This window comes from Sphingomonas aliaeris (genome assembly GCF_016743815.1).
GTDB classification, from domain to species: domain Bacteria; phylum Pseudomonadota; class Alphaproteobacteria; order Sphingomonadales; family Sphingomonadaceae; genus Sphingomonas; species Sphingomonas aliaeris.
Window position 1 is genome coordinate 897,704 of sequence record NZ_CP061035.1, and the last position, 23,942, is coordinate 921,645.

Consider the following 23,942-nt stretch of genomic DNA (forward strand, 5'->3'; position numbering starts at 1 on the left):
CCGCCGGGCGTGACGAGCCGGGGCCCACGACATCGTTGACCGATGCCGGTGGGTGGTCCATCATTCCCTCCTGACATCGAGCAACTGAGACCGCCTAGCGGGATCGAGCCGACGGTCGGGAACGCCTCTTTCCGGCAGTAGATGGGAGACCCGCCGGAGAGCGCCGTCGCTGGCGCGCTCGGCGGCGAGGCCGATCAGCATTCCGGCGGCGACATCGCCGGCATAATGCGTCCCGCGCGGTACCTGGATGGCCGAGACCGCAAACGCGGCGAGGCGTGCCGCGACGGCATGCTGCGGATAGTCCCGTGCGAACGCTTCGGCCACGGATACCGCACCGGCGCTGTGACCGGACGGAAACGAGTTTTCGGCATGCTCCTCGCTCGAGCCGAGCCGGACCTTCGGGTCGTCGCCGCTTTCCGGTCGGGTACGGTTGATGACGGCCTTCACGCCGCTCTTGCCCCAAGTCGCGAGCGTATGCGCGGCCAGCATCTTCAGCCCGGTAGCGGCCAGACCCCGATCCCGGCGCGCGAGCGCCAGTGCGATCGTACCGGCGCAGAGTAACCGCATCTGCGGTTGATCCCCGATCTCGCTCGCCGCGCCGAGCATCCTCATTACCCGGCTATCGCGCTCTCCGTTGACCTTGCTGCTGATGCGGTGATCCGCATGTGCGACCCGGTTGCGCTTTTTCTGTTGTGTCATGACGGCCCAACCGTCGGCGCGGGCAATTGGCTCCGAAGCGAACGCGCCTCAGTCGCGACGCCGCCACAGCCACGCGGCGATCGCCGCCGCGCCGAGCCCGGCTGTCGCGCCCGCTGCCACTGCGACCTTGCGCCGTCGCTCCGGATCGCGCCGGCCGCCATCGGTGCCGCTGGCCTTGGCGGGGGATCGAACAGCGTGCCCGACGTATCGTCCCCCGGATCGGCCTTGCCCGACCATGTGTCCATGAAGCCGTTCATGACCGCGGCACCGAGATTGGGCACAGCGAACTGAGCGAACTTCATCGCGATCGCGGGCGCGCCGACCATCGTCGTGTTGCTTGGGCGATGCGCCAGCCGCACGACCGCTTTGGCGACGCTTTCCGGCGCCAGCGCCCCCGGCGGCAGCGACAGTTTCGCGCCGGTATAGTTGCCGGCATGATCGATCCCGGGCGTATCGACGAAGGTCGGATAGAGGTCGCAGACATGGATGTGCTGTCGCTTCGACAATTCGCCCCGCAACGCCTCGCTGAATCCGCGCAACCCGAACTTGCTCGCCGAATAAGCTGCCGCATACGGCGTGGCGAGGAAGCCGCCGACCGAGATCATGTTGACCCAGGTTCCGCGATCCTGCGCCAGGAAGATCGGCAGCACGGCATGCGCCTCGTTCATATGGCTGACGAGATTGGTTTCGATCACCTGCTTATGGTCGGCGATCGGTACGTCGTGATATTTCCCGACGACGCCGACACCTACACAGCTGAACCACAAATCGATCCCGCCAAGCGTCTCGCGCGCATCGGCGGCAAACGCCGCGACCGCTGCGGCATCGGTGACGTCGACCGTCCGCGTTTCGGCCGCCCCGCCCGCATCGCGACACTGACCTGCGACATCCTCCAGCCCAGCTTCGCTGCGCGCGCCAAGCACCAGGCGGGCGCCGTCCTTCGCGAAGGCGATCGCGGTGGCGCCGCCGATCCCACTGGACGCACCGGTGATGACGACGCGAAGTGGCCCGGTCATCGGTCGACGACCGATTTGATCGCGTCGGCCGCCTTGGCGAGTAGGCCTTTTTCAGCCTCTTCGGCCTCCGCCTTGGTCTTGAAGGCGGCGCCTTCCGGTTCGGCCGGCGGGGCGTAAACCGAGAACAGCTTCAGTGCGCCCGAGCCCTTGTTGATGATATTGTGCTCGGATCCCTTGGGCACCACGATAAGGTGGTTCGGCCCGGCCTTGGTCGGATGGCCATCGATCACGATCTGCGCATCGCCTTGGACGATGAAGGTGGTCTGATCGGCCGGATGCGTCTCCATGCCGATCTCCTCGTGCACCGGGATGCTCATCAAGACGATCTGGACTTTGGCGTCGCGATAGACTTCCTTCTGCCACAACTCGTTCCTGCCGGCGAGTTCGACCATGTCTTTGTTAAAGATCGTCATTTCCGTCTCCTAAGAGCTTGGGGAACTGGACGAATGAAACGATGGAGCGTTCCGGCATCTTTCGATGTTCGACGCTGAGGTCGAGGCGCAGCCTGACCCGGCGGCCGGTCATTTACAGCCAGTCTCGATCAGACCTTCATCACCCTGCACATGAAAAGGATCCTATCGGCTGCTTGCTGGCGGAAGTTGGCGATATCTATGAACGAGTGTCTGAAGTTGGGAAGCGCAGGAACGTGCCTCAGCGTCCGCAATTGTGAAGGAAATCGGGCACCGGGAGGTGTACGATATCCTCCAAAGCAGGAAGCCGCGGGCCGCGGATGCTAGCCTATGGGGTTTTCGGTTTTCGCCCTGGTTTGATGCGCGGGCAACAGCCGCCCAGGCGGGCATCTGTGGCCTGGAACGAGATCGTCCGGTGCTGGGTTTGGCTTGGCTTTCGGCTTTGACGAAGGCGTGAGATGTGGGTCGGCACGTGGAGCGGCATCGTCAACGCGAGCGTCATCATGGCCGGAAGCGCATAGGTCGCGCGGCGGGATGAAGGCGAGCGATGCCGGGTCATGACGCGGAGGTCCCGGTCGGGTTGGTGCCACGTGGCGGTGCGCGGGGCTGGCGCCAGCGTTCGAAGGTCTCGATGACGAGCATGCGTCCGCCACAGCATGGGCATGGCGGGCGGGCATCCTCGGGTTCGACCGCCGCGGCAGCAGACACGGGCGGGGCGACCCCGAGCAGTTGGCGGGCGTGTTCGAGGTGAGCCTTGCGGGTGGCGCCAGCGAGCAGGCCGTAGTGACGGATGCGGTGGAAGCCTTTCGGCAGAACGTGGATCAGGAAGCGGCGGATGAACTCGTCAGCGGCCAGCGTCATCAGCTGCTGCCGGTCGGCGACATCGTTGCGATAATTCTTGTAGCGTAATGTCACCCCGGTCTCGTCGAAGCGGACGAGACGGCTGTTCGAGATCGCCACGCGGTGCGTGTAGCGCGATAGATAGGCGAGCACCGCCTGCGGTCCCGCGAACGGCGGTTTGGCATAGACGACCCAGTTCTTTTTGCGGGCTGGGGACAGGTGTCGCAGGAAGGCGCGGCGGTCGGCGAGTGCCGCGAGACTGCCGAAGAAGCCGAGCCGCCCCGCCTCGTACAGCGCCATCAGCCGGGTCAGGAACAGGCGGCGGAACAGCTTGCCGAGCACGCGCACCGGCAGCAGGAACGCCGGGCGTGACGACACCCAGCGGCTGCCGTCCGGCGACAGTCCACCGCCCGGCACGATCATATGGATGTGCGGGTGGTGGGTCATCGCCGACCCCCAGGTATGAAGGACCGCGGTGATGCCAATGCGGGCGCCGAGATGCTTCGGGTCAGCGGCGATGGTCGTCATCGTCTCGGACGCTGCCTTGAACAGAAGGTTGTAAACCAGTGCCTTGTTGTGGAACGCGATGTCGGCGACCTCGGCCGGCAGGGTGAAGACGACGTGGAAATAGCCGACCGGCAGCAGGTCGGCCTCGCGCTCGGCAAGCCATGCGCGCGCGGCCGCACCCTGGCACCGCGGGCAGTGCCGGTTGCGACAGGAGTTATAGGCGACCCGCCAGTGTCCGCAGTCGGTGCATGCCTCGGTGTGGCCGCCGAGCGCAGCGGTGCGGCAATGTTCGACAGCCGACATGACTTTGAGCTGGTCGAGGCTCAGATGCCCGGCGTGGGCGATCCGGTACGCAGGGCCGGCAGCACGGAAGATGTCGGCGACCTCGAGCGAGGTGCGCATCGCGCGCTCACCCGGCGGGTGGCTTGCCCTCCATCAGCGCCATCAACCGGTCGAGTGGTCCCGTCACCGCATGGATCGTGCGGGTGGCGACCTTGGTATAGAGCGCGGTCGTCTCGAGCTTGCTGTGCCCGAGCAGCACCTGGATGACGCGGATGTCCACGTCCTGCTCGAGCAGGTGGGTGGCGAAACTGTGCCGCAGGGTGTGCGGGCTTACGCGCTTGCGGATCCCGGCCGCCTCGGCAGCCTCATGAACGGCGCGGTGGAGCTGTCTGGTCGAGATCGGATCGGTGTAGCTGCGCCCCGGGAATAGCCAGCCGTGCGGCAACAGGACGCTGCGCCGCTTGCCCTCGCGCCACCACAGCCGCAGCAGTTCAAGCAGCTGCGGCGACAGCATCGCGTTACGGTCCTTGCGGCCTTTACCTTCCTCGATGCGGATCAGCATGCGCTTGCTGTCGATGTCGTCGGCTCTGAGGTGTGCGACCTCGGACACCCGCAATCCGGCGCCGTACGCGACCCCCAGCGCCGCGCGGTACTTGATGCCCGGCGCCGCCTCGAGCAGCCGCGCTACCTCCTCGACGCTCAGCACGTCGGGTAGCTTGCGGGGACGAGGCGCCAGGACCAGCTTGCGCGACAGGTCGGGCCGGTCGAGCGTCACGCCGAACAGGAACCGCAGCGCCGATACTGTGGCGCCGATGACGGACTCCCCGACACCGTGCTCGCGCTGGTGAAGCTGGAAACGTCTTACGTCCTCGGCGGTCGCGGTCTCAGGCGAGCGTCGCAGGAAAGCGGCGAAGGCGCGAACGTGGCGAACATAGTCGTGCTGGGTACGCGACCGCATTGAGCGCATCGCCATGTCGTCGAGCATGCGCTGACGCAGCGGCGTAACGGGTGTTTCGGTTGGTAGAATCGCCATGGGGAATTCCTCTCGTTGAAGGAACTCCATCGTCTGCTGCCGCTGCCGCAGGACCAAACCTCAGCGCGGCTGTGCTACCTCACCGCCACCACCACTGCCGCGCAGCGGCTTCGTGCTCTGGGTCGTATCGACCAGTCAAGTTTCCGGAAGCAGAATTAGCTTGGCTATGGTTGCGTACAGCCGGTTGGCTCATGCGACGTCAGGATCAGGGCGTGCTCTCGCTCGTCAACCCGCGCGATGCTTGCGTAAAGGCCGTCCGAGCGCCAGTGACCAGCCTTGTGGTCAGTTGGCAAGTCGTTCTGCGAAGGCCACGACTGGCGGGCTGAAGCCGATAGGACCAGTTAGCAGCTGCAGCAGCGCCACCGTGCCGGCGCCCCACCAGTAGGCAGGATGGATGCGCCGCAGGACGATCAGGTCGAATCCGATGCCGACCAGGATGTACAGCGTGATAGCGGCGAAAAGCGCGAAGGGCGTTAAATCCCCGAGCGGCAGCGGGCCTACCAGCCGCCCAATCCCCGGCGCGATGACCAGCACCGTCCCGCACAGCATCAGCCGCTTGTGCCATCCGGCATGATTGCGCATCCGGATCGCGACAAAGGTGAGCGCGGCGAAGCCGAGGATACCGAGGATGTCCATCACCAGGAAAAGGCCGAGCGGAAAGATACCCGTGATACTTCCGCGCGCAATCGCCATCACCGTCGCCGCGATGCCGAGCGGCACCATGATTGTCGCGATCCCAGCGCCCAGCCAGCCGAGCCGGCGGTGCAATATGATGCTCTGGCCATCCACCACCAGCCAGTTCTGCACTACGTACAGGACCATCCAGGAGGTGAAGACCACCGCGTGGACATGAACCTGCCACGGAAAGTCGGTGAACCAGACGTGGCCGACAAAGATGTCGGAGCCGAAGCCCGCGATCGCCGTCGCAAAGATCACAATCGATAAGACGAAGAAGAATCGGCGTTCCTCAGCCAATTGGGTCGGTCGATGAAGTGCCGTTGCCATGCCGCTTGAAGGGCTTGTAGACCTCGAGGAAGTCGGCACCGGACCGATCGAAGCCCTCGAGGCTGAGCGGCCCGGACCGGTCGAACATGCCGATCTCGTGCATGAGGTGCTCGGACGGGCCGCCGAAGTTCCAGTCGTGGTCGCTATGATAGTAGTAGTGCGGCGAGATCGCGACCGGGATGCCCGCATCCTTCGCCGCCGCGAACAGGCGTCCGATGTTGGCGACGGTGTCGTTCTCCACCACGCTCTCTCCGACGAGGCCCCAGGCTACGCCGCCCTCCGTCAGGAAGTCGTTCTGTGGGTCCACGACGACCAGTGCAGCGGTCTCCCTCCGGAACACGAAGCCCGTGGTCGGAAGTGATCCCACAGCTGGATCCTCGTAGTAGTCTGCATGCTGGAGGGCCTGGTCTGTAGCGGTCATCGCGGAGCTTCCTCGGATTGTCGGGCGGCGCCCGAACGGATGGACGCGCGGCGATCCGCCACGTCGGGGGTGGCGACGATCCGCTGCCCTGCCGGACGAGCTATGCCCGTGGAGCGTCCCGCTGTAATCTATACGTTCGTGTGACTGAGCCGCCCCGAGCGGAAGGGTGGGGACCCGGAGATCAGTCCTGCCCGGACTTTTCGCGCTGCTCGCGCAGGGCTACGCCGAGTTCCGCTATGCGGTTCCCGAGGCTGTAGCCACGACGGCCCGCGGCAGACAGCAGCCCGCGGGCAACGAGCGCGTTGGCGAGCCTGTAGCAGGTCGTCGAGCTGAGGCCGACCCGCGTCGCCAGCTCCGCCAGCAGCATCGGCCGCTCCGCGATCGCGTCGAGGACGTCGAGCGCACGTCCGACCGCCTGGGCGCCGGTCAGCCGCGTCTCCGGTTCCGATCCGGTATCGGGGTGCTCGTCGCCCATCCTGAAAACGCTAATCGCCGTCCCGGTCGTCGAGCGCAAGGCCCGCCTATCGAGTCGGCTGGCGAAAGCGGCCTGATCGCGAACGATACGCTTGCATACGGCGTTGGATCTGCGTCCCAATCGCGGTTCGCGTGAACGCCGCGACGGGATCGCCCGGTGAAGGTCGCTGCATCGGCGGCCAGCACGATCCGCTGAACGAACGCGGATCAATGGGAATGATAGCCTTTGGGTTATCGATGCCGGAAACCGTTCGACATGGCGGGGCGGCCTGCGGCGAAGCGAAGCGCCGCGTCGAACGGATCGCTTCGTCCCCGCCGAAGTGCTCGTTGCGTGACCCATGGACATCCTGTGCCGGGACGGCATCCAGCCTGATTTAGCGCCCGGGGTTCGTTGTCGTAGTGATCGGCTGCGCGGCCGGGTATCGTCAATGGCGCCCGCGCATGGCCCGCTGCTCGGCGGCGGCAAGGGCAAGCTCGCTCACCCGCTCGCCAAGGCTATAGCCGCGGCGGCCTGCGTTCGCGACGAGGCGGCGTGCCACTAGGGCGCTCGTCAGCCGGTAGCACGTGGTAGAGCTGAGACCGACGTGCGCCGCCAGATCGGCAAGCGACATGGGGTGTTCCGCTATCGCCTCGAGGATGTCGAGCGCACGTTCCGCCGACTGCGCTCCGGCAGGCCGGACACGGTCGCCGCTGTCCCCGCTGTCGCCCCGAGACCTGGCTTCCGGCACATTGGATGCGACGGAAGGCGGCTTCTCGCTGGCGTCTCCAAATACTGATGGCGGAGCGATTGCGCGCATCGTCGTCTGGACCAGTCCCTGTTCGCCTGACGGCAACGACAGTGGGGCGGCTAGCATTGCGAGAGACCCCAGCCAGATTGCCGGGTCACCGGTAAGCCGCCACGGGGAAGGTCCCGGTGTGACCGGTGAACCGGTATTCAGCTGCTCTCCATTGGCAGTCGGTGCCGCAGTGCCGCCCCGGATCGATGTTGCGGAGGTGACCACCGCAAGCCCTTCCGCGACGAGGCCGGCACGTGATCTGCCGGAGATTGCAAACCTGCTGGGAGACTGTCCCATAATGAAGCTGTCCTTTTCGCTTAAAGCCATTTACTTCCACAATGTGAAAGTTAAGCAGGTGGCCACTGATGATGGAAGGGGATCGTATGCCGGTAGATGGAGATGGCGTTGACTGGGAACATGTCGGTTTGGACGCGAGCGAGGCGCCACTCCTGCTGGCCGATCTCCAGCACCGCGTGGCGAACGAGGTTGCCTGCGCGCTGGCGGCGATGCGGCTGGCGCGGACGGCGGGTCAGGGTGGCCTGCGGGTATCGCTCTTCGACAGGGCGATCGACCGTCTCGAGGGATTCGGAAAGGTGCACGGCGTGCTCGCTGCGCGACCGGCGCGCACGATCGACGTCGATGCGAGCCTCCAACGCCTGTGTCGTGGACTGGTCGCCGGCCGGGACGGGCTGGACGACGCGCGGATCCGGCTCTCCGTCACCACGGCGCCGATCCCCGGTGGTCCGGCGTATCGGCTGCTCCTGATCGCGAGCGAGCTGATCTTCAACGGTATGCGCCATGCGCTCGTCGGGCGGTCGGGACACCTCGACATCAACGTCAGCCAGACGGGAGACGAGGTAAAGCTGATCGTCGAGGACGACGGGCCGGGAATCCGCGACGGGGCGGGGACCGCCGGTACGGGTCTTGGCGCCGGCATCGTCGAGGGGCTCGTCCGGATGGGGAACGGCCGCATCGAGTGCGAGACCAGCGGGACCGGCACGGTCTTCCGCGTCACGCTCCCGCTCGCCGGCCGTTCGGCCATCGGATGGATCGTCCCGGAGACGGTCGCATGAGCGGCGTTGTCGGCATCGATGCCGATCCCGGGATGTCGCCCGAAGGGGCACGGCTTGCTATGGAGATGCGGATGTTTCCGCTCGCGGTATGTCGTGCGAGGCAGGCGCTCTTCCGCCGCAACATCGAGCTCAATGTCCGGAGCGCCACGCCGCTGCTCGACATCGTCGCGAAGGCGACCGGGCTGGAGCTGTCAGATGTCGCGTGCGACATCCGGCCCCCTCCCGGCTGGCCGATCCGATCGCTGCAGGGCGCCGGACTAGCGACGCTGGAAAGCGTCGACCGCCAGTTCTCCTTCACCCCGAAGGCGATCCTCCGCCGCCATCGGAAAGCCGGACTGATCGTGCGATGGGATCCCGCGAACAAAGACGTAATAGGCGTGAGGATCGTCGGGAATTCGATCGAGATGACCGTGGTCGCTGGCCCGCTGCAGCTCGACACGCTCGACGGCCGCGCGCGCCTGCGCGTGCCATGGGGCATTCCGGCCACCCTGGCCGCGGCCATGCCGGGACGGCCGGTCTCGCAGATCGTGGAACACCCATGGCTGCAGACGACGTCCTGGCCGGTCGTCGCCGTGATCGACGACGGCGGCGCGACGGTGCTGACGTTTCAGACGGGCCATGCGGCCTGGCCCACACCGACGTCCGCAGAGGATTCGTACGGAAGGGAGCCGGCGTGATGCAGACGAACGTGTGTAGCCGCCGGAGCATCCTGAGCATCGTCGATGCGCTCGAGCCGATGTCTCTCGACCTGGGCGTACGTGGATGGGAGATGGAACGGCTGATCGGCGTACATGATGGCCTGTGGCCGATGTCGCCGTCGGTGCGCGCCCTGTGGTGGCCGACGAAGGCGCAGTCCAGGCGCGTCGAGGCGCTCGGCGGCGTGTTCGCCGCAGCACTCGGGCTGATCGGTGCCGACGCCGCCCTCTGGCTGCGGAACAGGAACGTCGGGCTCGGATGCTCCCCGATCCGCTTCATGCTCAGCAACCCGGACGGGGTCGCCATCCTGCGACGAATTCTGGCGGCGGAGCAGGGGGCATGCTGATTCCGGAAAACGCGACCCAAGGCATGTCGTCGCCCGCCCAGCCGCTGCTGCCCATCACGGGCTCGGCGCTCGCCGACCTGTACGCCTGCGAGCGTCGCTTCCACAACGACCTGCTCGCCGATCCCGCCGACCGCGACCCGGTGAACGGCTTCGTCGAACTGCTGTGGCGGAACGGCAGCAGGCACGAGGCCGAGATCATAGCGCAGCTGGGCAGCGACGTGGTCGATCTGCGCGCGGTTCCGCACGCCGGGAGGATGAACGCGACGCTCGCGGCCCTGTCGGCCGGAGCCCGGGTTGTCGTCGGCGCCCGGCTCGAGCTTGGGGACCGCTTCGGCATGCCGGACCTCATCGTGCTCGAGGACGGGGCGCACTACGCTGGCGACATCAAGAGCGGCACGCCGTTCGCCGCGAACGGCACCGACGCGAAGAGCGCCTATGCAGCTCAGATCGGCTTCTATGCGGGACTGCTGGCCGATCTGGGTGTTGGGAGCGGCGACCGCGCATTCGTGATCGGCGACGACGGGGTGCCGGCCTGGTTCGATCTGGGTGTGACCGCGTCGCGCGGAGGCCGCTCGATCGCCCGGATGGTCGAGGAACTGACGGACCTTGCCCGGGTGATACGTGACGGTGCGGTGCTCGCTACTCCCGCGGCGAGCGCCGCTTGCGGCATGTGCGTTTGGAAATCGACGTGCAGCGCGATGCTGTATGCAGCGGATGACCCGACCCTGGTGGCAGGGCTGGGAAGGGCGGCGCGGTCTGCACTGGCACCGGTCGCGCGCACGGTCGCGGAACTGGCGGCCCTGCCGCTGACTGATGGTCCAAAGGTCAAGGGTGTCGGCCCCGAGCGCATGGCGACCTTCGTCGAGCGTGCCCGGCTTCTGCATCAGCCCGATGCGGGCGCTTACGCTACGCGACCGCTCGGACTTGAGCGGCGGCACCACGAGCTCCACCTGGACCTCGAAACCGATCCAACGAACGGCAACCTCGTATATCTGCACGGCATCCACGAGCGCATCGGGACCGGACCGGACGCGGTTGAACGCTACGTTCACTTCCTCGCTCCTGATCGGGAGAGCGAGCGCAATGCCTTTGCGGATGCCTGGGCCTACCTCACGGCCGATCCCACTGCGCTCGTGACCACCTACAGCGCATTCGAGCGCACGACGTACCGGCTGCTCCAGCGCCGCTATCCCGAGATCGCGAGCGAGGCGGACGTGGAGGAGCTGTTCAGGTCGCCGCGGTCCGTCGACCTGTATTTCGATGCCGTGTTCCCCGCCACCGTGTGGCCGATCGGATCGATGGGACTGAAGGCGGTCGCGCGGCACCTTGGCTTCGACTGGCGCGACAAGGCCCCGAGTGGTGCGGGCTCCATCGGCTGGTTCGTCGAATGGCAGGAGACCAGGGATCCGGCTCTGCTGAAGCGTATCCTCGAATACAATGCGGATGACTGCATCGCGTCGTCCGTCGTGCTAGATGGTCTCATCGCGCTCCCCGTGCGCGGACCACTCGATTGGCCGCCAGCCGCGGCCGCGACGGACAGGGAGCGCGAGAGATGATCGGGGCAGACGAGCTCGAGCTGTTCCACGCCATTGCTCGCCTTGAGCGCGTGGCTTACGATATCGGCTTCTCCAACGAGGAGGTCTCCGCGCTCTTGGGCCTTGGCAAGGGCGCGTGGCCGCCGCCGATCGTCGGTCGCTGGTCCCCTATGGACGTGGTCTCGGAAACCCGGATGCGCGACCTGGCCGAGGTCTGCACACGTCTGTCATCGGAATTCGGAGCCGACGCGGTCTTCTGGCTACGGCGCTACAACGCCGCCGCTGCTCTGACGCCGCTCGGCTACCTAAACTCCGATCCGGGCGCGCTCAGGGCGCTCAGGGATGGCCTCCGCGCAAGTGACGGGAGTTTCGATGAGACGCTCTGATCGCCGGCGCGCATCTGTCTCTGCGGATGCCAGCGTCCGCAAGGACTGCGTGAGCGCGGCACGATGATCGGCAACGACATAGAGACCGCGATCGAGCTCGCATGCGACGCCCGGGCCCTGCTCGTCGGCACTGGTGCCATGCACGCTACGATCTATGTCGATGCGGCGATCAGAAGCCTTCGTCACGCACGGGCATCGCTTCTCCGCCAGGCGCGCCGGGGGGCACCGGTGTCGACGCGCTCCGATGGCTGGCGTCGCATCGTCTTCGCCGATGGCATGACCACGGCAGTGATGCTGGCGCCGGTCGGGGATGGCCTATGGGAAAGGGGGGTGTCCGGCTCGGGCGGAGTTGAGCAGGCTCCCGGGAGTGACGTCGAGTGGAGGGGGCCGGTGGCGGTCGATCTCGGCGCGTCGCTCATCGCCGATCCGCGTACGCGGGCATTGGCGGCTGGTCCCGTCGGAGCTTCGCTCCTCATGGACGCCCTGGCCCATACCTCTTGGTACAATCCTGAGACGACGGTCCGCTGGACCGCCGGCGTGGCAGGCGCCCGATCGATAGTCTGCGCGATGCACGGGAACAGTCACGTGGCCGCCCTCTCGCCCGCGCTTGCGGGACTGGCCATCGACGCCGACGTCCTCGCCGCGATCGAGGCTATCGGCTGGCGCCGCGATCCGGCCGCCCGTTGGCGCGTGCGGGACGACGCGCGCTGAGCGACAGTCCGGCGCCTGGAGCCGCTCCGGCCCGTGCCGACATTGCGGCTATCCGCCGCGTCATGCCGTGTAGCGCCACCTGCATCTGGGCGATCAGACTGGCTTGCTGCTCGATGATCAGGTCCTTGGCTCGGGAATCCCGACGTTCGGCGCGCTCGCCGGCCTCGGCCTCCCGACGGACGGTACGTCGCCGATCCTCTGCATCGGAAAGCGCCTCAAGAAGGGTGGCGAGCCGGTCCCGGTTGGAGGCGATCGTGTTGCGGGCGCAGGCGGCTTCGCGCGCCAGCGACAGTTCGGTGAAGGCTAGCCGGCCCTCCGACAGCAACCGGACGTTCGTCTGGTCGCGAGGCGTCCCGTCCTTGAGTCGCGCGATTGCAAGCCACAGCCTCACGTCCACCTTCCTGAGCGGCGTGGCATCGCTGATACCCATGGAACTCAGTATCTTCTCTTCGTCCATTCTCAGTCCTCCAGTTCATTGTCGGGCGGGATGCGGCCGTCGAGCCTCTTCAGCATGTTTCGCGCCGTCGCGGCCTGACCCGCGTGGACCCAGGCCTCTTCCTCGCGACCGATCGTGCGGCTGATGAGCACCTGACGGCGCGCTGCCGCGTAGCGCGACGTCCAGAAGTGCAGGTGCTCGCTATCGACCACGCACAGCTTGCAGTTGGCGCAGTTCTCGTCGGTGCGGTTGTCGGCGGGCTGGCGGCTCCACCATCCGGCGCTTCCGGCCACGAGATGGCAGAGGGCGTGACGCGGCATGAGCCGCAGGCCGCATTTGCCGGCACCTGATTCGAAGAGCCCAAGTTGGCGTTTGCTCGCCCACGCCTGCACCTTCGTCACGGCCTCTTCGCCCCTGAGACCGCATGTGAGCTCGCGCACCTCGTCGATGTGGGTGGTCAGGAGGTCGCCGAGCCAACCGGTGACGGGCCGGCTGCCATCGGAGATTCCCACGATGGTCCGGGCAAGCGTCCGTGCCATCGCGTCGTTCACTTCCTCCATCAGCGCGGGGTCGTTCGACTGGTAGGCGCCGTTGATGACGTTGTGCATCTTGTGCCTTAGCCTCCGCGCAAGCGGCAGCGTCATGCGTCCGTCGACCCTCAGCAGGAACTGAACGAGCGTCCGCCTCCATCCGCGCGAGCTGATGTTCGCTCCCTTGAGCCGTTTGAACGTCGTGAGGTCGGTACCATCGCGCGCCACGTCGGGAAGGGCTGACCATTCGATGGCCTCCGCCAGGAAGACGTGCATCCAGTCTCGGAGCGTATGGTAGCTCATCGGACGAACCAGGTCGCCGCGCAGACTACGGAAGCCGTTGTAGCGGTTGATGAGCAGTCGTGTCGATGCGTCGCCTTCAGCGATCTCCCGGAAGGGGGCCAGAACCTGATGGATCGTGGCGATCGCCTGGACGGCATCGGGAAGTTCCGTGTCGCCGGCGGTCGCGCAGCCGATGAGCCACTGGTCCTTCTCCGGCTCCCCATCGGTCATCTTGAACCTCGTCGAGTTCAGCCAGTAGAGATCGAACGTGTGCGTGTCCGACCGCGAACGCTCCACGCATGCTGGCAGACCGGTCTGCGGGTCGATGCCGGCTTCTACGGCGAGTACCTCAGAGCTGCGCTGCCCACCGCATGCGAACACCAGGGTGGCACAGGCTCCCACGACGCGTCTGAGGCCATGCTCGATGATGCTCTCGTAGACCCTCCACGGCGCGCCAGCCGGAACCTCGAGCCATGGTTCGCCGTCCTCCGCCAGCGGCGAGAACGAACGCTCGGGAAGCGAGGCCTTAAACTTAACCTTGTGGCGGCCACCCTGGTATGTGCGGCGCAATTCCATGCAGGAGCGTAGAGCGCTCTCGACTTCGTCCGCCGGGGTGCCGAGCATGGCCGTTGCGGCCTGTACCACCGCGACCGCGACCTCGTCGGGTATGGGGTCTCCTTTGCGGGGACCATCGCCGCTCATTGAGATGACGATCGAGGTCGGGCTCTGATGCACGAACGGGTCGAAGGTGAGAGCGTCGACGCCCGCCTCGGCCATCGCCGGCGCCTGGTCCCGCAGGACGTGCCACGGCGCGATGAGCACACGTACGGTCCCCTGGGTCGGGCGTTGAGAGCGGCTGCTGTCAAGTCTTCCGGCGTCGATCTCATCTTCCAGCTCGTCTAGGAAGTATTCGAACTGCTCCTCGTCGAGGTCGGCAAGCCCACCGCCCGTCCGGGCTACCCAGGCTAGGACCCGGTCGAGACCCGTTACCTTCAGGCACACGCTCTGGATATTGCGGGTGGCCTCCCCCCTCGGGTCCACCAGGAGGGACCAGACGAGTACCTTGGCCACCTCCTGGAACCCGTCCGGCATGCGGCGGAAGTCGATCTTGAATGACGTATACCCGGCGTTGGGCAGATCGAGCCACCACTCGTTCTCTAGCCAAGTGCTCCGGCTGCTGACTGCGATGTCGTCTGCGCGGGCGGCGGCGACGTCGATGACGCCTGGCTGGCGGCAACGATCTCAGATGTGTTGGGCACTTACGACCTCCATCATTGGGCCGATGTCGAGATCACGGGCACGCGCGACTACGTCGGCGCGCGTCTCGAACATCGGGCGGTACTTGAACACGAGCTCATCAGCGACGGGCTTCCAGATTCCCTCCCACAAATCGGGAGCCATGTTGGGCTCCGATCGCAGGATCGCCTCGAGCAGCAGATCGACGCGCCGGCAGGAGACAGGGTCGTCGAAGTCGGGCTCGCCGTGCTCGCAGGTTGGGCACATTCCGTAGGCGGTACAGGGCTGGTTGCGCGGCTGGCCCGGAATCGGACCATCGAACGGCTGGCTGCACCACCAGCCGGGCGTTGCGGCCATCACGTCCTCCTGCGGAAGGAACGTCCGCTTGTCGGCCATCCGTCGGCCTTCGCGACGGTGGGCGCCGATCGCCATGAGGCCTACGCCGAAGGCTTCGTCCATGCGCGCGCCAGCTTCGTCGCTGACATAGTACTTCGCATCCACCTCATGACTGTGGTTGCCGAGCACCGACCTGATGGCCAGGTCGCCCTGCGACAGCAGATCGCCGATATCGATGGCGATCTTGCGCGGCACCGAGCCGGTGATCGGCGTCAGGCCATGATCTCGGCAGAAGTAGTTGATCGGCGTCGACAGCATATCGCCGCCCACCAGATCGGTCACTCTCCTGTGGCGTCCCATGATAATGGCGAGAAGCAGGCGGTCGGCGTCCTTCTCATTCACCCTATCGCGGATGTTCGCCGACCATTCCTTGAGAAACTCGATGAGGTTTGCCGGGCTGTGCCACTGTTTGGTGAGCGCCGCGCTGCAGGTCTTCCAGGCTTTGACCTTCGCACGCCAGACTTCCACTTCGAGCCGCTTGACGCCGAGACGTTCGGGGTAGCTGATCTTGCCCAGGCGGAGCTCCGCGAGCATGGACCCATCTAGGCGCAACTGGATCATGAGCATGATCGCGAAGGGCGCGATGTGGTGGGTCGTTGGCATGTATGCGGACATTGCCCGGATGATCGAGAGGCCGGGGCCCGCCCTCCGGAGCAAGGCGTTTACCGCGTCCTTGTCCGGAATGTTGAAGCCAAATCTGGCGTGGGTGGCTCGCGCGAGCTTGATCGTCTTCGCGAACTTTTCGTCCTCGTTTGCCGGATGTGTCGGGTCGCGGAAAGCCTTGCAGAGCGTCATGGTATCGCTCATTTCCGAGATGGTTGCGACGAGCAGCTTGCGCAGCTCTCCCGTGGTGGGGATTTTTCGTGCGGTCGGCTTGTTGTTGGATCTGAGCGTGGGACCCGCGACCGAGGCGTACGGACGCTTTATGAAGCTGACGTGATCGCACTTCCCCGACTTGCGCAGCATGTGCTGCACGCAGTGGATCATGACCGACCGCATGACCTTGCTACGGTCGCGCGCACCCGACGCGTTCAGGCCGTCGAGATACGATCTGAATGCCGTCAGGTGCGTCCGTCTGACTGCGGCGAAGTCCAGATCGGGATCAGTCCCCGCAGTCAGACGGACGAAGTCGAGAAGGGTGTTCGCCCGGTTGACGATCTTGTCCTTTTTGACTTCGCACGCGAACTTGCCAAAGCCGACTGCGAGGCCGCTGGCCATCTCGGGCAGCAGGTTCAGATCGTCCAGCTCGATCCTGAGATCGGTCCCGTCCTTCTTTTTTCCGGAAAGATCACGGCCACGACGCGTCCATCCGCTTCCTCGATGTGGAATCGCTGCATCCGGGCGGCACGCGGGCCGCGGTCTCTGCCGGCGAGCTGGCGTTCCATCAGCGACGGCTTGGCGCGGGGCTTGCCGGCGCCACTCGCGGTTTTTTGTTCGGCGTTACGCATTGATCAGGGCGTCCAATCCGGCTGCGAGGAGGTCAGCGGCTTCGGGTTCGAAGCTGCGCGACATGTCGAGATAGACGTCCCGGGTCACCGAGACGGTCTTGTGGCCAAGCCTTGCCTGCAGGATGTCCCAGGGATCCTTCCCGAGCGCGACGAGCTTGTGGAACAACCGCATGGCGAACGAGTGGCGCAGGTCGTGGAGCCGGTAGCGGGCGGGCAAATACTCGAACGTGCGCCCTTCGTCTTCGATCGTGATGGGGTCGGAGGGCAGCGCCCTGCGAACGGCCGCCCGGAAGATTTCGGAGAGCTGCTGCGCCCGCATCCGTCTCCCCGTGCTTTCGCCAGCGTCGTGCCCTGCGACGAACACCGTTCCGGGATCCGCGAAGCCCCTCGCGGCCGCGGCCGTGATCGCCTTCGCACGGAGCCGCCGTGCATAGGTCTGGACTTCTGCTACCAGGATGTTCGCGACGAAGACGTTGCGCTCCCTGCCACCTTTGCCCTTGATGCGGACGATCGTCCAAGCCGATCGGTTCGCTTCGGTCACGGTGACCGCGAGAAACGGTGCGAGAGGCAGGCTGGCGAGCTCGCCACCTCGCACGCCGGTGGTGATGCCGAGGTCGCCCATGAGGCGGTTGCGGCAGGATGACGGCATCTCTGCGTCCTCCGCGATATCGCTAGGGCGCGGCCCGAGTTCGGCAGCAATGAGTTCGTATTCCGCGTCTGAGATGTGGCGGCGCTTCTTCGACTGATAGCTGCGGTACGCATTGGTCTTGGGGTCGAGATTAGATGCGATGCCGAGTTCGGCGATCAGCTCTTCCGCGTCGAGCTCGACGTCGGAGACGTTCTGGCTATTGGTGTAGCGATAGGCTTGAATGACGCGGCGGACGCGCCGCTCGAGGGTCAAGCCGTCGATCTCGGCCCCAGTGAACCAGTGTCGCCGCTCGCTGAGAGCCTGCACGTAGCCGAAGAGCACTTCCGGATCTGCATCAGACCAGGCGATGTCGTAGTACTGGAGATATTCGAGAAAGGGTTTGAGTTCGGAGGCGTATGTGTTGGACGTGTTCCCGCTCTGACCGTCGCCCCGCTTCCGGGCCCCCTTTTTCGCTACCTTCGCCAGAAAGAGGGTCGTCTCAATGTGAGGAATCTCGGTCTCGGTATTGACCAGGAACGCCCAGCCTACCGGCAACGGTAGCCTGCGACCCGCCAGATCGCGCCAATGCGGCGTTGCCACTGCGTCGGGATTGTAATATTGGACGCGATAGGTCATAGGTAATCCTTGTGAAAACCTGTTAAGAATATGAAGCTTGGAAACTGAGCACTTTTTGGGAGCCGGAAATACTTTCAATTATTCCCGGCGAGACCTGATTTGCTCAGTTCTTGGCAGACGAAATACTTCGAAAATTCGCTTGAATTACCGGACGTTCGAATTTTACGAACTTTCCCTAAGTTTCCGGAGGTCCATGGCTTTCCGACTGAGTGTCTGGACTGCTCAAATCCCGAAATCCGGTGAACCATGTGCTCAGTTCCGAGCGTCTGGCGCATACCTCGCCACCCGCGTCGAACACCGGGGGAGCAGATTTCCCAGCCTTTCGCCGATCCATCCAGTTGTAGATCTTCCTGGGCTCCACGCCGACGAAGGTCGCGATGCTGTTCGCACCGAACAGCAGGTCGCTGCTGAGATCGGTCATGATATTTCTCCTGACTGTGAAATGCGGGGCTGGACAGGCCGCAGGCAGGCGAGCCGCGACCGACGTGGAGATGATGGAATGGAAGGGACCCGAACGGCATTTTGAGGTTTTAGGATCGAAGGTTTGAGACGATGCAACAACCTGACATTGTTTTTTTAGCTGGGATCACTTCGCGTGTGCGCTCCGGTTTCGGAGTGTCGCCAAGCTGGTATCCAAGCTGCCGCTGCACGGGTCGTTCTGCCCGTGGCAGAGCAATAGGTATTCAGTCTTGGGAGGCGGCCAGAGGTTGACCTGGAGATGCAATGGCACCGGCTTTTGGCGCCTGTTGCGAGCGGCGGCTATCGCGCCTTGTCGACAGCCTTCTGTCGTCTGCGATACCAGCGGGGTCCGCCATCATTCGTTCCGGCTGCAGCGTCTGTGGCTGGGGTTCGGTCGGTTGGCGTAGCGCCTCTTAAGTAGATCGATGGCTGCAACATCGACCGAATGGGATAATGCCGATCCGGGCTCCGACGGCGCCCGGATCGGCATGAATTCAGGCCGCTTTTGCAAAGCCTGGGAGCCCGAATACCTGGCGCCGTGCCTCTCGTCTCTCGATATCGCTCAGACGCCAACATGCACGCACTACCGAAGATTCCGCTCGGCGATAGGTTTTGGATGGTGCTTCCGCCGCATGCTTAAGAGCCAGCTCACTGTCGAAGCTGTACGCTCCTCGGCTGAAGCAGTTCGGTACAAGCGTCGCGCATCTGTCCTTCGGCGACATCCAAAGGACGCATTCGGTCTCGACGATCACCGCGTCGTCATCGTGCATGACGAGCCCGATCGTTGGTACGAATGGCGTATCCGCAGTGACGCAGAACCAAAGGACGGGCCGTCCCGTTCGCCGTACCTGCTCGGAGAACGCCTCGAGTTCGTCCGCTTGCGGTTCGACGCCGCTCAGGATCAGCTGAACCTTGTCCAGGAATTCGGCGTGGCGTCCTTCCTGCCCGCTCAGCAGTTGGGCTACGGCGCGGGCGTAGTTCGCGGCCAGCGTCTGGGATTTGACGGTGATAAGCTGTTCGTTGTCGTTCATTCGATGTTCCCTGCAGGGTCTGAGTGGCGATGACCGCCAGATTGAGTTTGATTTTGAAATCCGCCGAGGTCGGCGGGAGATGAGAAAACTGAGCAGATGGACGCACCATGCCTGGCGCCCATCCTAGGCTTGAACCTTTTTTCCCCTTTCCAATTGTTATCGAAATCACCGCTGACTGCGGTAAGGTGCGACCCCGTCGCACCCGCGTCGGCTGCGGCCGACGCTTACGAAACCGTTTCGGCCGAAACGGAATCTTAACTTCCAGGCGGGTACGCTCCGCTGGGCGGCAGCTTGAGAGTTAAATACCTTTTCCTCTCTACCATTGAACTCAAAGACACCGCTGCAGCGGCACTTTGGCGAGCGCGGGCGCGCGCGGGGGGCGGCGGAGCGCCGGTCGGCCGCCTCTCGGCGATTTGCCGGGCCTCAGGGTCGGCGAGAAGACGGGCATGTGGTCGCCGGCAACGCCCGCGCTGGATCACCGCGCAGATCGTTCTTTCCACGGCCCAGCAAAGTCAGAGAAAGTGTCCTCTGCCCGAAAACCGAGACATGTGTTGGACGCCACGGGCATGGTGTGGTGTGTGCGGAGGGCTGTTTCACGGATGTCTTCAGTGCCTTCCGCGTTCCATCGCGTTCTCGAAGAGACGAACAGATCTGCGTCGCACGGTGCAGCTCCGTCGCCCCATCCGGCATCGAGGGATGGCTCAGGCGTGATGCTGGCCTGCGTCCCAGCACGACTTGAATGGTGTGTCGGTATCGAACTGGGACGCGATCTCTTACCGGCGTGCACGCGGTGTGGCCGGCACGTTGACGAATATGTTCGGCGGTCGCAGAGCTCGGAGCCGGCGCTCCGGCATCTCCTCGGCATTTCGGACCGATTGAGCCGGGGAGCTCACACCAGACCGCTGCCGCGCCCGTGGGCCGCACGGAGCGGGTTCGTCCGTCATTGATGATTTTGAGCAGGATCCTACGCGATCTCCAGTGTCAGCCGTGCAGTCAGTCTAGCTCGACCCCCAGCAACCGCACGAACTGCTGCCCGCAGTGCATGTCCCGCTCGACCATTCCCCCCTGTGGACTAGACCTCGCGTAAGAGATCTTGACCATGTCGAGGCTCTCGACGGGGTTGCTCTTTACCTGACTTGGATCGGCGCCAAAAAGACGCGCGAAGGTATTGGGCCCTAATGCCTCGCAAGAGGCGTACCGGCCGAACAATTCCTTGCTGTTGAAGAAGAGGTCGAACGTCACCCAGTAGGGACCGGCGTTCTTCGATCTCACCAGATGGCACACGTCGTTCACGGTCGTCATCACGCTGCCTCCTCGAGTGCGAGGTCGATCCAGACGGTGCGTACCAGCTCCATCGGATCGTCACATTCCACCACGTGGTTCAAGTGGAACTCGTAGACCGGCCCTCGCTCGATGTCGGCGGGGGTGAAGGCGAAGCCGTAGCTCGGCATCTCCTCGTGCTGCGGCATATGCATGTGGAAGAAATAGGGATTGCAGGCCTTCGCGATCTGCGTCGCAATCGCCTGTGTCGCAGCGGTGGCGACGAACAGCACGCCGATCTCCCGTGGCGCGGGCGTGTCCGTGGGGACCTTGTCACCCGAGACGGCATTCCATCCGTAGAGCCGTAAGGAGATGTGGAAGTCGCCCGCCGCATCGCCCATCGTGTTCGTCACCCGGTCGTACAGCACGCCGAGCATGCGGTCATGGAACGCGTCGATGTCGTTCAACACGATCGGGTCCTGAATCCCGACGAGCATCACCGTCTGAAATTTGCCTGCGCCGGCCCCTTCCAGTTTCAGCGTGTAGGGTTTCTCGTCCCATACCGAACCGGTGACCCGCACGCGGCGCGCATCGACCTGCTCGTAGACCGCGTGCGTCACATCGAGGACGCCGCCGGGTTCCGTCAATAGAAAGGGATTGCTGTTCTCATATAGCATGTGGGCGGACACGCTGTGTGTCGTGCAGGAATTGACAGTGCTCAGCGGCTCGACCTCGAAACTGTCGTGACCGATGCGCAGCAATGCACCCGCTCCGTCGGAGGTCTTGACGGTGCACTGCGCTCCGCACTCGCCGACCTTGCCTGCATGCCAGCTGGCGCCCGCTCCGGCGCCCTTCCACAGCGGATAGCACGCCAGCACGGCTGTGTCGGTTGTCCGGCCACCGAGGATGATGTCCGCGCCCGCCTCGAGAGCCGCGATATACGCCTCTGGCCCGAGCGCGGCGACAATGTGGTCGCATGCGTCGATCGTCGCATCCTCCAGGGTGCCGAGAGGCGGCAGCGGCCGGATGCGGCCGGCTGCATTCTTCGCCTTCACGGTGTCCTTGCCCAGCTCCGAGTAAAGCAGCGCAATCTTTGGACGGATGCCGAGTTCGCCCGCCACCTCGATCGCGACGTCGCGCGTCCAGTTTACGTTCATGTCTCCGCCAGCCTGGCCGCTGGTGCCGACGACGAGTGGGATGCCCGCGTCGGATGCCGCCTTCATCAGAAGGGTAAGATCGCGCTTCACCGACCCGCGGTTGTTCTTGGAAATGCCGAGCGCAAGATAGGCGGCGCCACTGTCGGTCGAACCCGCATCGGTGGCGATGACGTGCGCGCCCTGCTCGATACCATATCGGATTTCGCTCTCGCGTGCGCCGGCACCGAGGGAGCCCGTGGGCACCAGTACGACGATCGGCTCGAAGCCATCATCAGCCATGATATTCATACTCCCGATACGGTTGAACGGTTGAGAACGGTGTCACAATATGACCCGCGACAGGGTGGCAGCGCTGATCAGCACCAGCGTCAGGATGAGCGCCCACTTCAGCCCGAAACGCTGCGTCGCTCCGACCTCGACCCCAAGCAGCCCGGCGATCAGGTAGATCGCTGCCACCAGCGGACTGAGCCCATGAACCGGAAGGGCGAGCAGCGATGCGCGTGCGACCAGCTCCGGTGCGACACCGTAATGCGCGGCGGTCTGGGCGATCACCGGCACTACGCCGAAATAGAAGGCGTCGTTGGACAGCACGAAGGTGAGGGGGATCGCAAGGAAGGCCGTGACAACGCCAAGCCAGGGCCCGAGCGCCGGCGGCACCAGAGTGACCGCACCCTTGGCCATCGCATCGATCATGCCCGTGCCGGTCATCACTCCAGTGAACGATCCGGCAGCAAGGATCAGCAGGACGATCGGGAGTGCGTTCTCCGAATGCGCCTTCAGCCGGGCGCTCTGATCCTTCACTGCCGGATAGTTGGCGACCAGTGCGATCGCCAGACCAGCCATGAAGACCAGTGGCAGAGGAAACAGGCCAAGGATCGCCAGCACGATGATCGCGACCGTCAGCGCGAGATTGAAGAGGAACAATCGTGGTCGCAGCAGCGCGTCGTCTCGATCGAACGCGATCGGCGTCATGAGCTGCCCCCTTCTGAGTGGTCCATCGACTATGACAGTCTGGATCGAGGAAGGGACGACGAATGCCTGCAAAGAAGCACAAGCCTGAGGAGATCATCGGCAAGCTGCGTGAGGTCGAGATCGTGCTGGGCCAGGGCGGACCGACCGCGGAGGCGTGTCGGCGCATCGCGGTCAGTGAGCAAACCTACTACCGTTGGCGCAAGGAATATGGTGGCCTGAAGACGGATCAGGCTCGGCGGATGAAGGATCTGGAGAAGGAGAACCTTCGGCTGCGCCGCGCGATCTCCGACCTGACGCTGGACAAGCTCATCCTGCAGGAGGCTGCACGGGGAAACTTCTGAGCCCTGCGCGGCGCCGGCGCTGCATCGACCAGGTGAAAGAGGTGCTGGACGTATCCGAGCGGCGGGTGTGCCGCGTGCTCGGGCAGCACCGGTCGACGCAGCGTAAGGTGCCGTGCGGGGCAGATGACGAACAGGCACTGAGCGAGGACATCGTCGCGCTGGCCGGGCAATACGGTCGTTACGGCTATCGCCGGGTGACCGCGCTGCTGCATGCGGCAGGCTGGTCGGTGAACCATAAACGGGTGGAGCGGATCTGGCGGCGCGAGGGACTGAAAGTGCCCCAGCGGCAGCCAAAACGCGGCCGGCTGTGGTTGAACGATGGCTCGTGCATCCGCCTGCGACCGGAGTATCCAGGGCACGTCTGGGCGTACGACTTTGTTGAAGCGCGGACGCACGACGGGCGCAAGTTCCGCATCCTTACCATCATCGACGAAGCCAGCAGGGAATGCCTGGCGCTGACCGTCGCACGTCAGTTGAAACACGAAGACGTGCTGGCGGCGCTGGCCGAGCTGTTCATCGCCCGGGGTCCGCCAGCGCACATCAGGTCGGACAACGGCAGCGAGTTCATCGCGACCGCCGTCCAGAAGTGGCTTGGGCAGGTCGGCGTCAAGACCCTCTACATCGCGCCGGGCTCGCCCTGGGAGAACGGCTATAACGAGAGCTTCAACGGTTCGCTGCGCGACGAGCTGCTCAACGGCGAGATCTTCTACAGCCTCGCGGAGGCCAAGGTGCTGATCGAGGCGTGGCGGCGCCACTACAACACCGTCCGGCCGCACAGCAGCCTGGGCTACCGGCCGCCAGCTCCGGAAGCGGCGACACCGCCATTGCCGGCCTCCGGTTCCGCTTCGCTCCACCTTCGACCGGCCATGGCGGCGGAGACGACAATGCACTAACTAACAACCCGGACCACCCGATGGGGG

At 64.8% G+C, this 23,942-nt stretch carries 26 protein-coding genes; 7 read left to right on the forward strand and 19 right to left on the reverse strand.

Annotated features, from left to right (window positions below):
• Positions 1-60: 60 nt before the first annotated feature.
• From H5J25_RS03955 to H5J25_RS03995, 9 genes are all read right to left on the reverse strand, one after another.
• Positions 61-699, reverse strand: coding sequence for a phosphatase PAP2 family protein (locus H5J25_RS03955; RefSeq protein ID WP_202094830.1), 639 nt, complete (start codon positions 697-699; stop codon positions 61-63).
• Complete coding sequence (locus H5J25_RS03960) at positions 696-1,715, reverse strand: SDR family oxidoreductase (protein WP_225883331.1); 1,020 nt, start codon at positions 1,713-1,715, stop codon at positions 696-698. Before H5J25_RS03960 ends, H5J25_RS03955 begins: the two co-directional genes overlap by 4 nt.
• Complete coding sequence (locus H5J25_RS03965; RefSeq protein ID WP_202094831.1) at positions 1,712-2,128, reverse strand: cupin domain-containing protein; 417 nt, start codon at positions 2,126-2,128, stop codon at positions 1,712-1,714. Before H5J25_RS03965 ends, H5J25_RS03960 begins: the two co-directional genes overlap by 4 nt.
• Positions 2,129-2,680: 552 nt before the next feature.
• The gene (locus H5J25_RS03970) at positions 2,681-3,874 is read right to left on the reverse strand and encodes an IS91 family transposase (protein WP_202094283.1); all 1,194 of its coding nucleotides are present in this window, start codon (positions 3,872-3,874) and stop codon (positions 2,681-2,683) included.
• A 7-nt stretch (positions 3,875-3,881) separates the two neighbouring features.
• A complete protein-coding gene (locus H5J25_RS03975) occupies positions 3,882-4,787 on the reverse strand; it encodes a tyrosine-type recombinase/integrase (RefSeq protein WP_202094282.1) in 906 nt (301 codons plus the stop codon).
• 282 nt (positions 4,788-5,069) lie between these two features.
• Positions 5,070-5,792 carry a hypothetical protein gene (locus H5J25_RS03980; protein ID WP_202094832.1) on the reverse strand — a complete coding sequence of 241 codons (723 nt, stop codon included), beginning with the start codon at positions 5,790-5,792 and terminating at the stop codon, positions 5,070-5,072.
• Positions 5,755-6,213, reverse strand: a complete 459-nt coding sequence (locus H5J25_RS03985) for a cysteine hydrolase family protein (protein ID WP_202094833.1) — start codon at positions 6,211-6,213, stop codon at positions 5,755-5,757. Before H5J25_RS03985 ends, H5J25_RS03980 begins: the two co-directional genes overlap by 38 nt.
• A 181-nt stretch (positions 6,214-6,394) precedes the next feature.
• Positions 6,395-6,688: a helix-turn-helix domain-containing protein gene (locus H5J25_RS03990; protein ID WP_202094834.1), complete on the reverse strand. Its 294-nt coding sequence runs from the start codon at positions 6,686-6,688 to the stop codon at positions 6,395-6,397.
• Positions 6,689-7,112: 424 nt separating this feature from the next.
• On the reverse strand, positions 7,113-7,541 hold the full coding sequence (locus H5J25_RS03995; protein ID WP_202094835.1) for a helix-turn-helix domain-containing protein: 429 nt from the start codon (positions 7,539-7,541) through the stop codon (positions 7,113-7,115).
• A 305-nt stretch (positions 7,542-7,846) separates the two neighbouring features.
• Between H5J25_RS03995 and H5J25_RS04000 the strand changes: the two genes are divergently transcribed.
• From H5J25_RS04000 to H5J25_RS04025, 6 genes are all read left to right on the forward strand, one after another.
• Positions 7,847-8,536 carry an ATP-binding protein gene (locus tag H5J25_RS04000; RefSeq protein WP_202094836.1) on the forward strand — a complete coding sequence of 230 codons (690 nt, stop codon included), beginning with the start codon at positions 7,847-7,849 and terminating at the stop codon, positions 8,534-8,536.
• Positions 8,533-9,213: a hypothetical protein gene (locus H5J25_RS04005; protein WP_202094837.1), complete on the forward strand. Its 681-nt coding sequence runs from the start codon at positions 8,533-8,535 to the stop codon at positions 9,211-9,213. The genes H5J25_RS04000 and H5J25_RS04005 overlap by 4 nt, the downstream gene beginning before the upstream one ends.
• Complete coding sequence (locus tag H5J25_RS04010) at positions 9,213-9,578, forward strand: hypothetical protein (protein ID WP_202094838.1); 366 nt, start codon at positions 9,213-9,215, stop codon at positions 9,576-9,578. The genes H5J25_RS04005 and H5J25_RS04010 overlap by 1 nt, the downstream gene beginning before the upstream one ends.
• Positions 9,572-11,134 carry a TM0106 family RecB-like putative nuclease gene (locus tag H5J25_RS04015; RefSeq protein ID WP_202094839.1) on the forward strand — a complete coding sequence of 521 codons (1,563 nt, stop codon included), beginning with the start codon at positions 9,572-9,574 and terminating at the stop codon, positions 11,132-11,134. The genes H5J25_RS04010 and H5J25_RS04015 overlap by 7 nt, the downstream gene beginning before the upstream one ends.
• A complete protein-coding gene (locus tag H5J25_RS04020) occupies positions 11,131-11,499 on the forward strand; it encodes a hypothetical protein (protein ID WP_202094840.1) in 369 nt (122 codons plus the stop codon). The genes H5J25_RS04015 and H5J25_RS04020 overlap by 4 nt, the downstream gene beginning before the upstream one ends.
• A 63-nt stretch (positions 11,500-11,562) precedes the next feature.
• Positions 11,563-12,210, forward strand: a complete 648-nt coding sequence (locus H5J25_RS04025; protein ID WP_202094841.1) for a hypothetical protein — start codon at positions 11,563-11,565, stop codon at positions 12,208-12,210.
• Here the strand turns inward: H5J25_RS04025 and H5J25_RS04030 are convergent.
• The 10 genes from H5J25_RS04030 to H5J25_RS04075 form a co-directional block, all read right to left on the reverse strand.
• Positions 12,152-12,667, reverse strand: a complete 516-nt coding sequence (locus tag H5J25_RS04030; protein ID WP_202094842.1) for a hypothetical protein — start codon at positions 12,665-12,667, stop codon at positions 12,152-12,154. The two genes, H5J25_RS04025 and H5J25_RS04030, sit on opposite strands and share 59 nt — an antisense overlap.
• A 2-nt stretch (positions 12,668-12,669) precedes the next feature.
• On the reverse strand, positions 12,670-14,550 hold the full coding sequence (locus tag H5J25_RS04035) for a hypothetical protein (protein WP_202094843.1): 1,881 nt from the start codon (positions 14,548-14,550) through the stop codon (positions 12,670-12,672).
• 150 nt (positions 14,551-14,700) lie between these two features.
• Positions 14,701-16,308 carry a hypothetical protein gene (locus tag H5J25_RS04040; RefSeq protein WP_202094844.1) on the reverse strand — a complete coding sequence of 536 codons (1,608 nt, stop codon included), beginning with the start codon at positions 16,306-16,308 and terminating at the stop codon, positions 14,701-14,703.
• A gap of 14 nt (positions 16,309-16,322) precedes the next feature.
• The gene (locus H5J25_RS04045) at positions 16,323-16,538 is read right to left on the reverse strand and encodes a hypothetical protein (protein WP_202094845.1); all 216 of its coding nucleotides are present in this window, start codon (positions 16,536-16,538) and stop codon (positions 16,323-16,325) included.
• Positions 16,531-17,802: a tyrosine-type recombinase/integrase gene (locus H5J25_RS04050; RefSeq protein ID WP_202094846.1), complete on the reverse strand. Its 1,272-nt coding sequence runs from the start codon at positions 17,800-17,802 to the stop codon at positions 16,531-16,533. Before H5J25_RS04050 ends, H5J25_RS04045 begins: the two co-directional genes overlap by 8 nt.
• A 175-nt stretch (positions 17,803-17,977) precedes the next feature.
• Entirely contained in the window at positions 17,978-18,223 is a 246-nt protein-coding gene (locus H5J25_RS04055; protein WP_202094847.1) for a hypothetical protein, read from the reverse strand.
• A gap of 532 nt (positions 18,224-18,755) precedes the next feature.
• On the reverse strand, positions 18,756-19,292 hold the full coding sequence (locus H5J25_RS04060; protein WP_202094848.1) for a hypothetical protein: 537 nt from the start codon (positions 19,290-19,292) through the stop codon (positions 18,756-18,758).
• Positions 19,293-20,285: 993 nt separating this feature from the next.
• Positions 20,286-20,594: a DUF4387 domain-containing protein gene (locus H5J25_RS04065; protein ID WP_202094849.1), complete on the reverse strand. Its 309-nt coding sequence runs from the start codon at positions 20,592-20,594 to the stop codon at positions 20,286-20,288.
• Entirely contained in the window at positions 20,594-21,988 is a 1,395-nt protein-coding gene (locus H5J25_RS04070) for an acyclic terpene utilization AtuA family protein (RefSeq protein ID WP_202094850.1), read from the reverse strand. Before H5J25_RS04070 ends, H5J25_RS04065 begins: the two co-directional genes overlap by 1 nt.
• 42 nt (positions 21,989-22,030) lie before the next feature.
• Positions 22,031-22,681, reverse strand: coding sequence for an SLC13 family permease (locus H5J25_RS04075; protein WP_202094851.1), 651 nt, complete (start codon positions 22,679-22,681; stop codon positions 22,031-22,033).
• A 62-nt stretch (positions 22,682-22,743) separates the two neighbouring features.
• On the opposite strand from H5J25_RS04075, the gene H5J25_RS04080 reads away from it, so the two are divergent.
• A protein-coding gene (locus tag H5J25_RS04080; RefSeq protein ID WP_202094852.1) for an IS3 family transposase occupies positions 22,744-23,915 on the forward strand; the annotation gives its coding sequence in 2 pieces (ribosomal slippage) (positions 22,744-23,008 and positions 23,008-23,915; 1,173 coding nt in all).
• The last annotated feature ends 27 nt before the right edge of the window (positions 23,916-23,942 follow it).

Coding starts and splice junctions, on each gene's coding strand:
- H5J25_RS03955 (WP_202094830.1), bottom strand. CDS start 699: ATGACACAACAGAAAAAGCGCAACCGGGTCGCACATGCGGATCACCGC.
- H5J25_RS03960 (WP_225883331.1), bottom strand. CDS start 1,715: ATGACCGGGCCACTTCGCGTCGTCATCACCGGTGCGTCCAGTGGGATC.
- H5J25_RS03965 (WP_202094831.1), bottom strand. CDS start 2,128: ATGACGATCTTTAACAAAGACATGGTCGAACTCGCCGGCAGGAACGAG.
- H5J25_RS03970 (WP_202094283.1), bottom strand. CDS start 3,874: ATGCGCACCTCGCTCGAGGTCGCCGACATCTTCCGTGCTGCCGGCCCT.
- H5J25_RS03975 (WP_202094282.1), bottom strand. CDS start 4,787: ATGGCGATTCTACCAACCGAAACACCCGTTACGCCGCTGCGTCAGCGC.
- H5J25_RS03980 (WP_202094832.1), bottom strand. CDS start 5,792: ATGGCAACGGCACTTCATCGACCGACCCAATTGGCTGAGGAACGCCGA.
- H5J25_RS03985 (WP_202094833.1), bottom strand. CDS start 6,213: ATGACCGCTACAGACCAGGCCCTCCAGCATGCAGACTACTACGAGGAT.
- H5J25_RS03990 (WP_202094834.1), bottom strand. CDS start 6,688: ATGGGCGACGAGCACCCCGATACCGGATCGGAACCGGAGACGCGGCTG.
- H5J25_RS03995 (WP_202094835.1), bottom strand. CDS start 7,541: ATGCTAGCCGCCCCACTGTCGTTGCCGTCAGGCGAACAGGGACTGGTC.
- H5J25_RS04000 (WP_202094836.1), top strand. CDS start 7,847: ATGCCGGTAGATGGAGATGGCGTTGACTGGGAACATGTCGGTTTGGAC.
- H5J25_RS04005 (WP_202094837.1), top strand. CDS start 8,533: ATGAGCGGCGTTGTCGGCATCGATGCCGATCCCGGGATGTCGCCCGAA.
- H5J25_RS04010 (WP_202094838.1), top strand. CDS start 9,213: ATGCAGACGAACGTGTGTAGCCGCCGGAGCATCCTGAGCATCGTCGAT.
- H5J25_RS04015 (WP_202094839.1), top strand. CDS start 9,572: ATGCTGATTCCGGAAAACGCGACCCAAGGCATGTCGTCGCCCGCCCAG.
- H5J25_RS04020 (WP_202094840.1), top strand. CDS start 11,131: ATGATCGGGGCAGACGAGCTCGAGCTGTTCCACGCCATTGCTCGCCTT.
- H5J25_RS04025 (WP_202094841.1), top strand. CDS start 11,563: ATGATCGGCAACGACATAGAGACCGCGATCGAGCTCGCATGCGACGCC.
- H5J25_RS04030 (WP_202094842.1), bottom strand. CDS start 12,667: ATGGACGAAGAGAAGATACTGAGTTCCATGGGTATCAGCGATGCCACG.
- H5J25_RS04035 (WP_202094843.1), bottom strand. CDS start 14,550: ATGCCGGACGGGTTCCAGGAGGTGGCCAAGGTACTCGTCTGGTCCCTC.
- H5J25_RS04040 (WP_202094844.1), bottom strand. CDS start 16,308: ATGGCCAGCGGCCTCGCAGTCGGCTTTGGCAAGTTCGCGTGCGAAGTC.
- H5J25_RS04045 (WP_202094845.1), bottom strand. CDS start 16,538: ATGCGTAACGCCGAACAAAAAACCGCGAGTGGCGCCGGCAAGCCCCGC.
- H5J25_RS04050 (WP_202094846.1), bottom strand. CDS start 17,802: ATGACCTATCGCGTCCAATATTACAATCCCGACGCAGTGGCAACGCCG.
- H5J25_RS04055 (WP_202094847.1), bottom strand. CDS start 18,223: ATGACCGATCTCAGCAGCGACCTGCTGTTCGGTGCGAACAGCATCGCG.
- H5J25_RS04060 (WP_202094848.1), bottom strand. CDS start 19,292: ATGAACGACAACGAACAGCTTATCACCGTCAAATCCCAGACGCTGGCC.
- H5J25_RS04065 (WP_202094849.1), bottom strand. CDS start 20,594: ATGACGACCGTGAACGACGTGTGCCATCTGGTGAGATCGAAGAACGCC.
- H5J25_RS04070 (WP_202094850.1), bottom strand. CDS start 21,988: ATGGCTGATGATGGCTTCGAGCCGATCGTCGTACTGGTGCCCACGGGC.
- H5J25_RS04075 (WP_202094851.1), bottom strand. CDS start 22,681: ATGACGCCGATCGCGTTCGATCGAGACGACGCGCTGCTGCGACCACGA.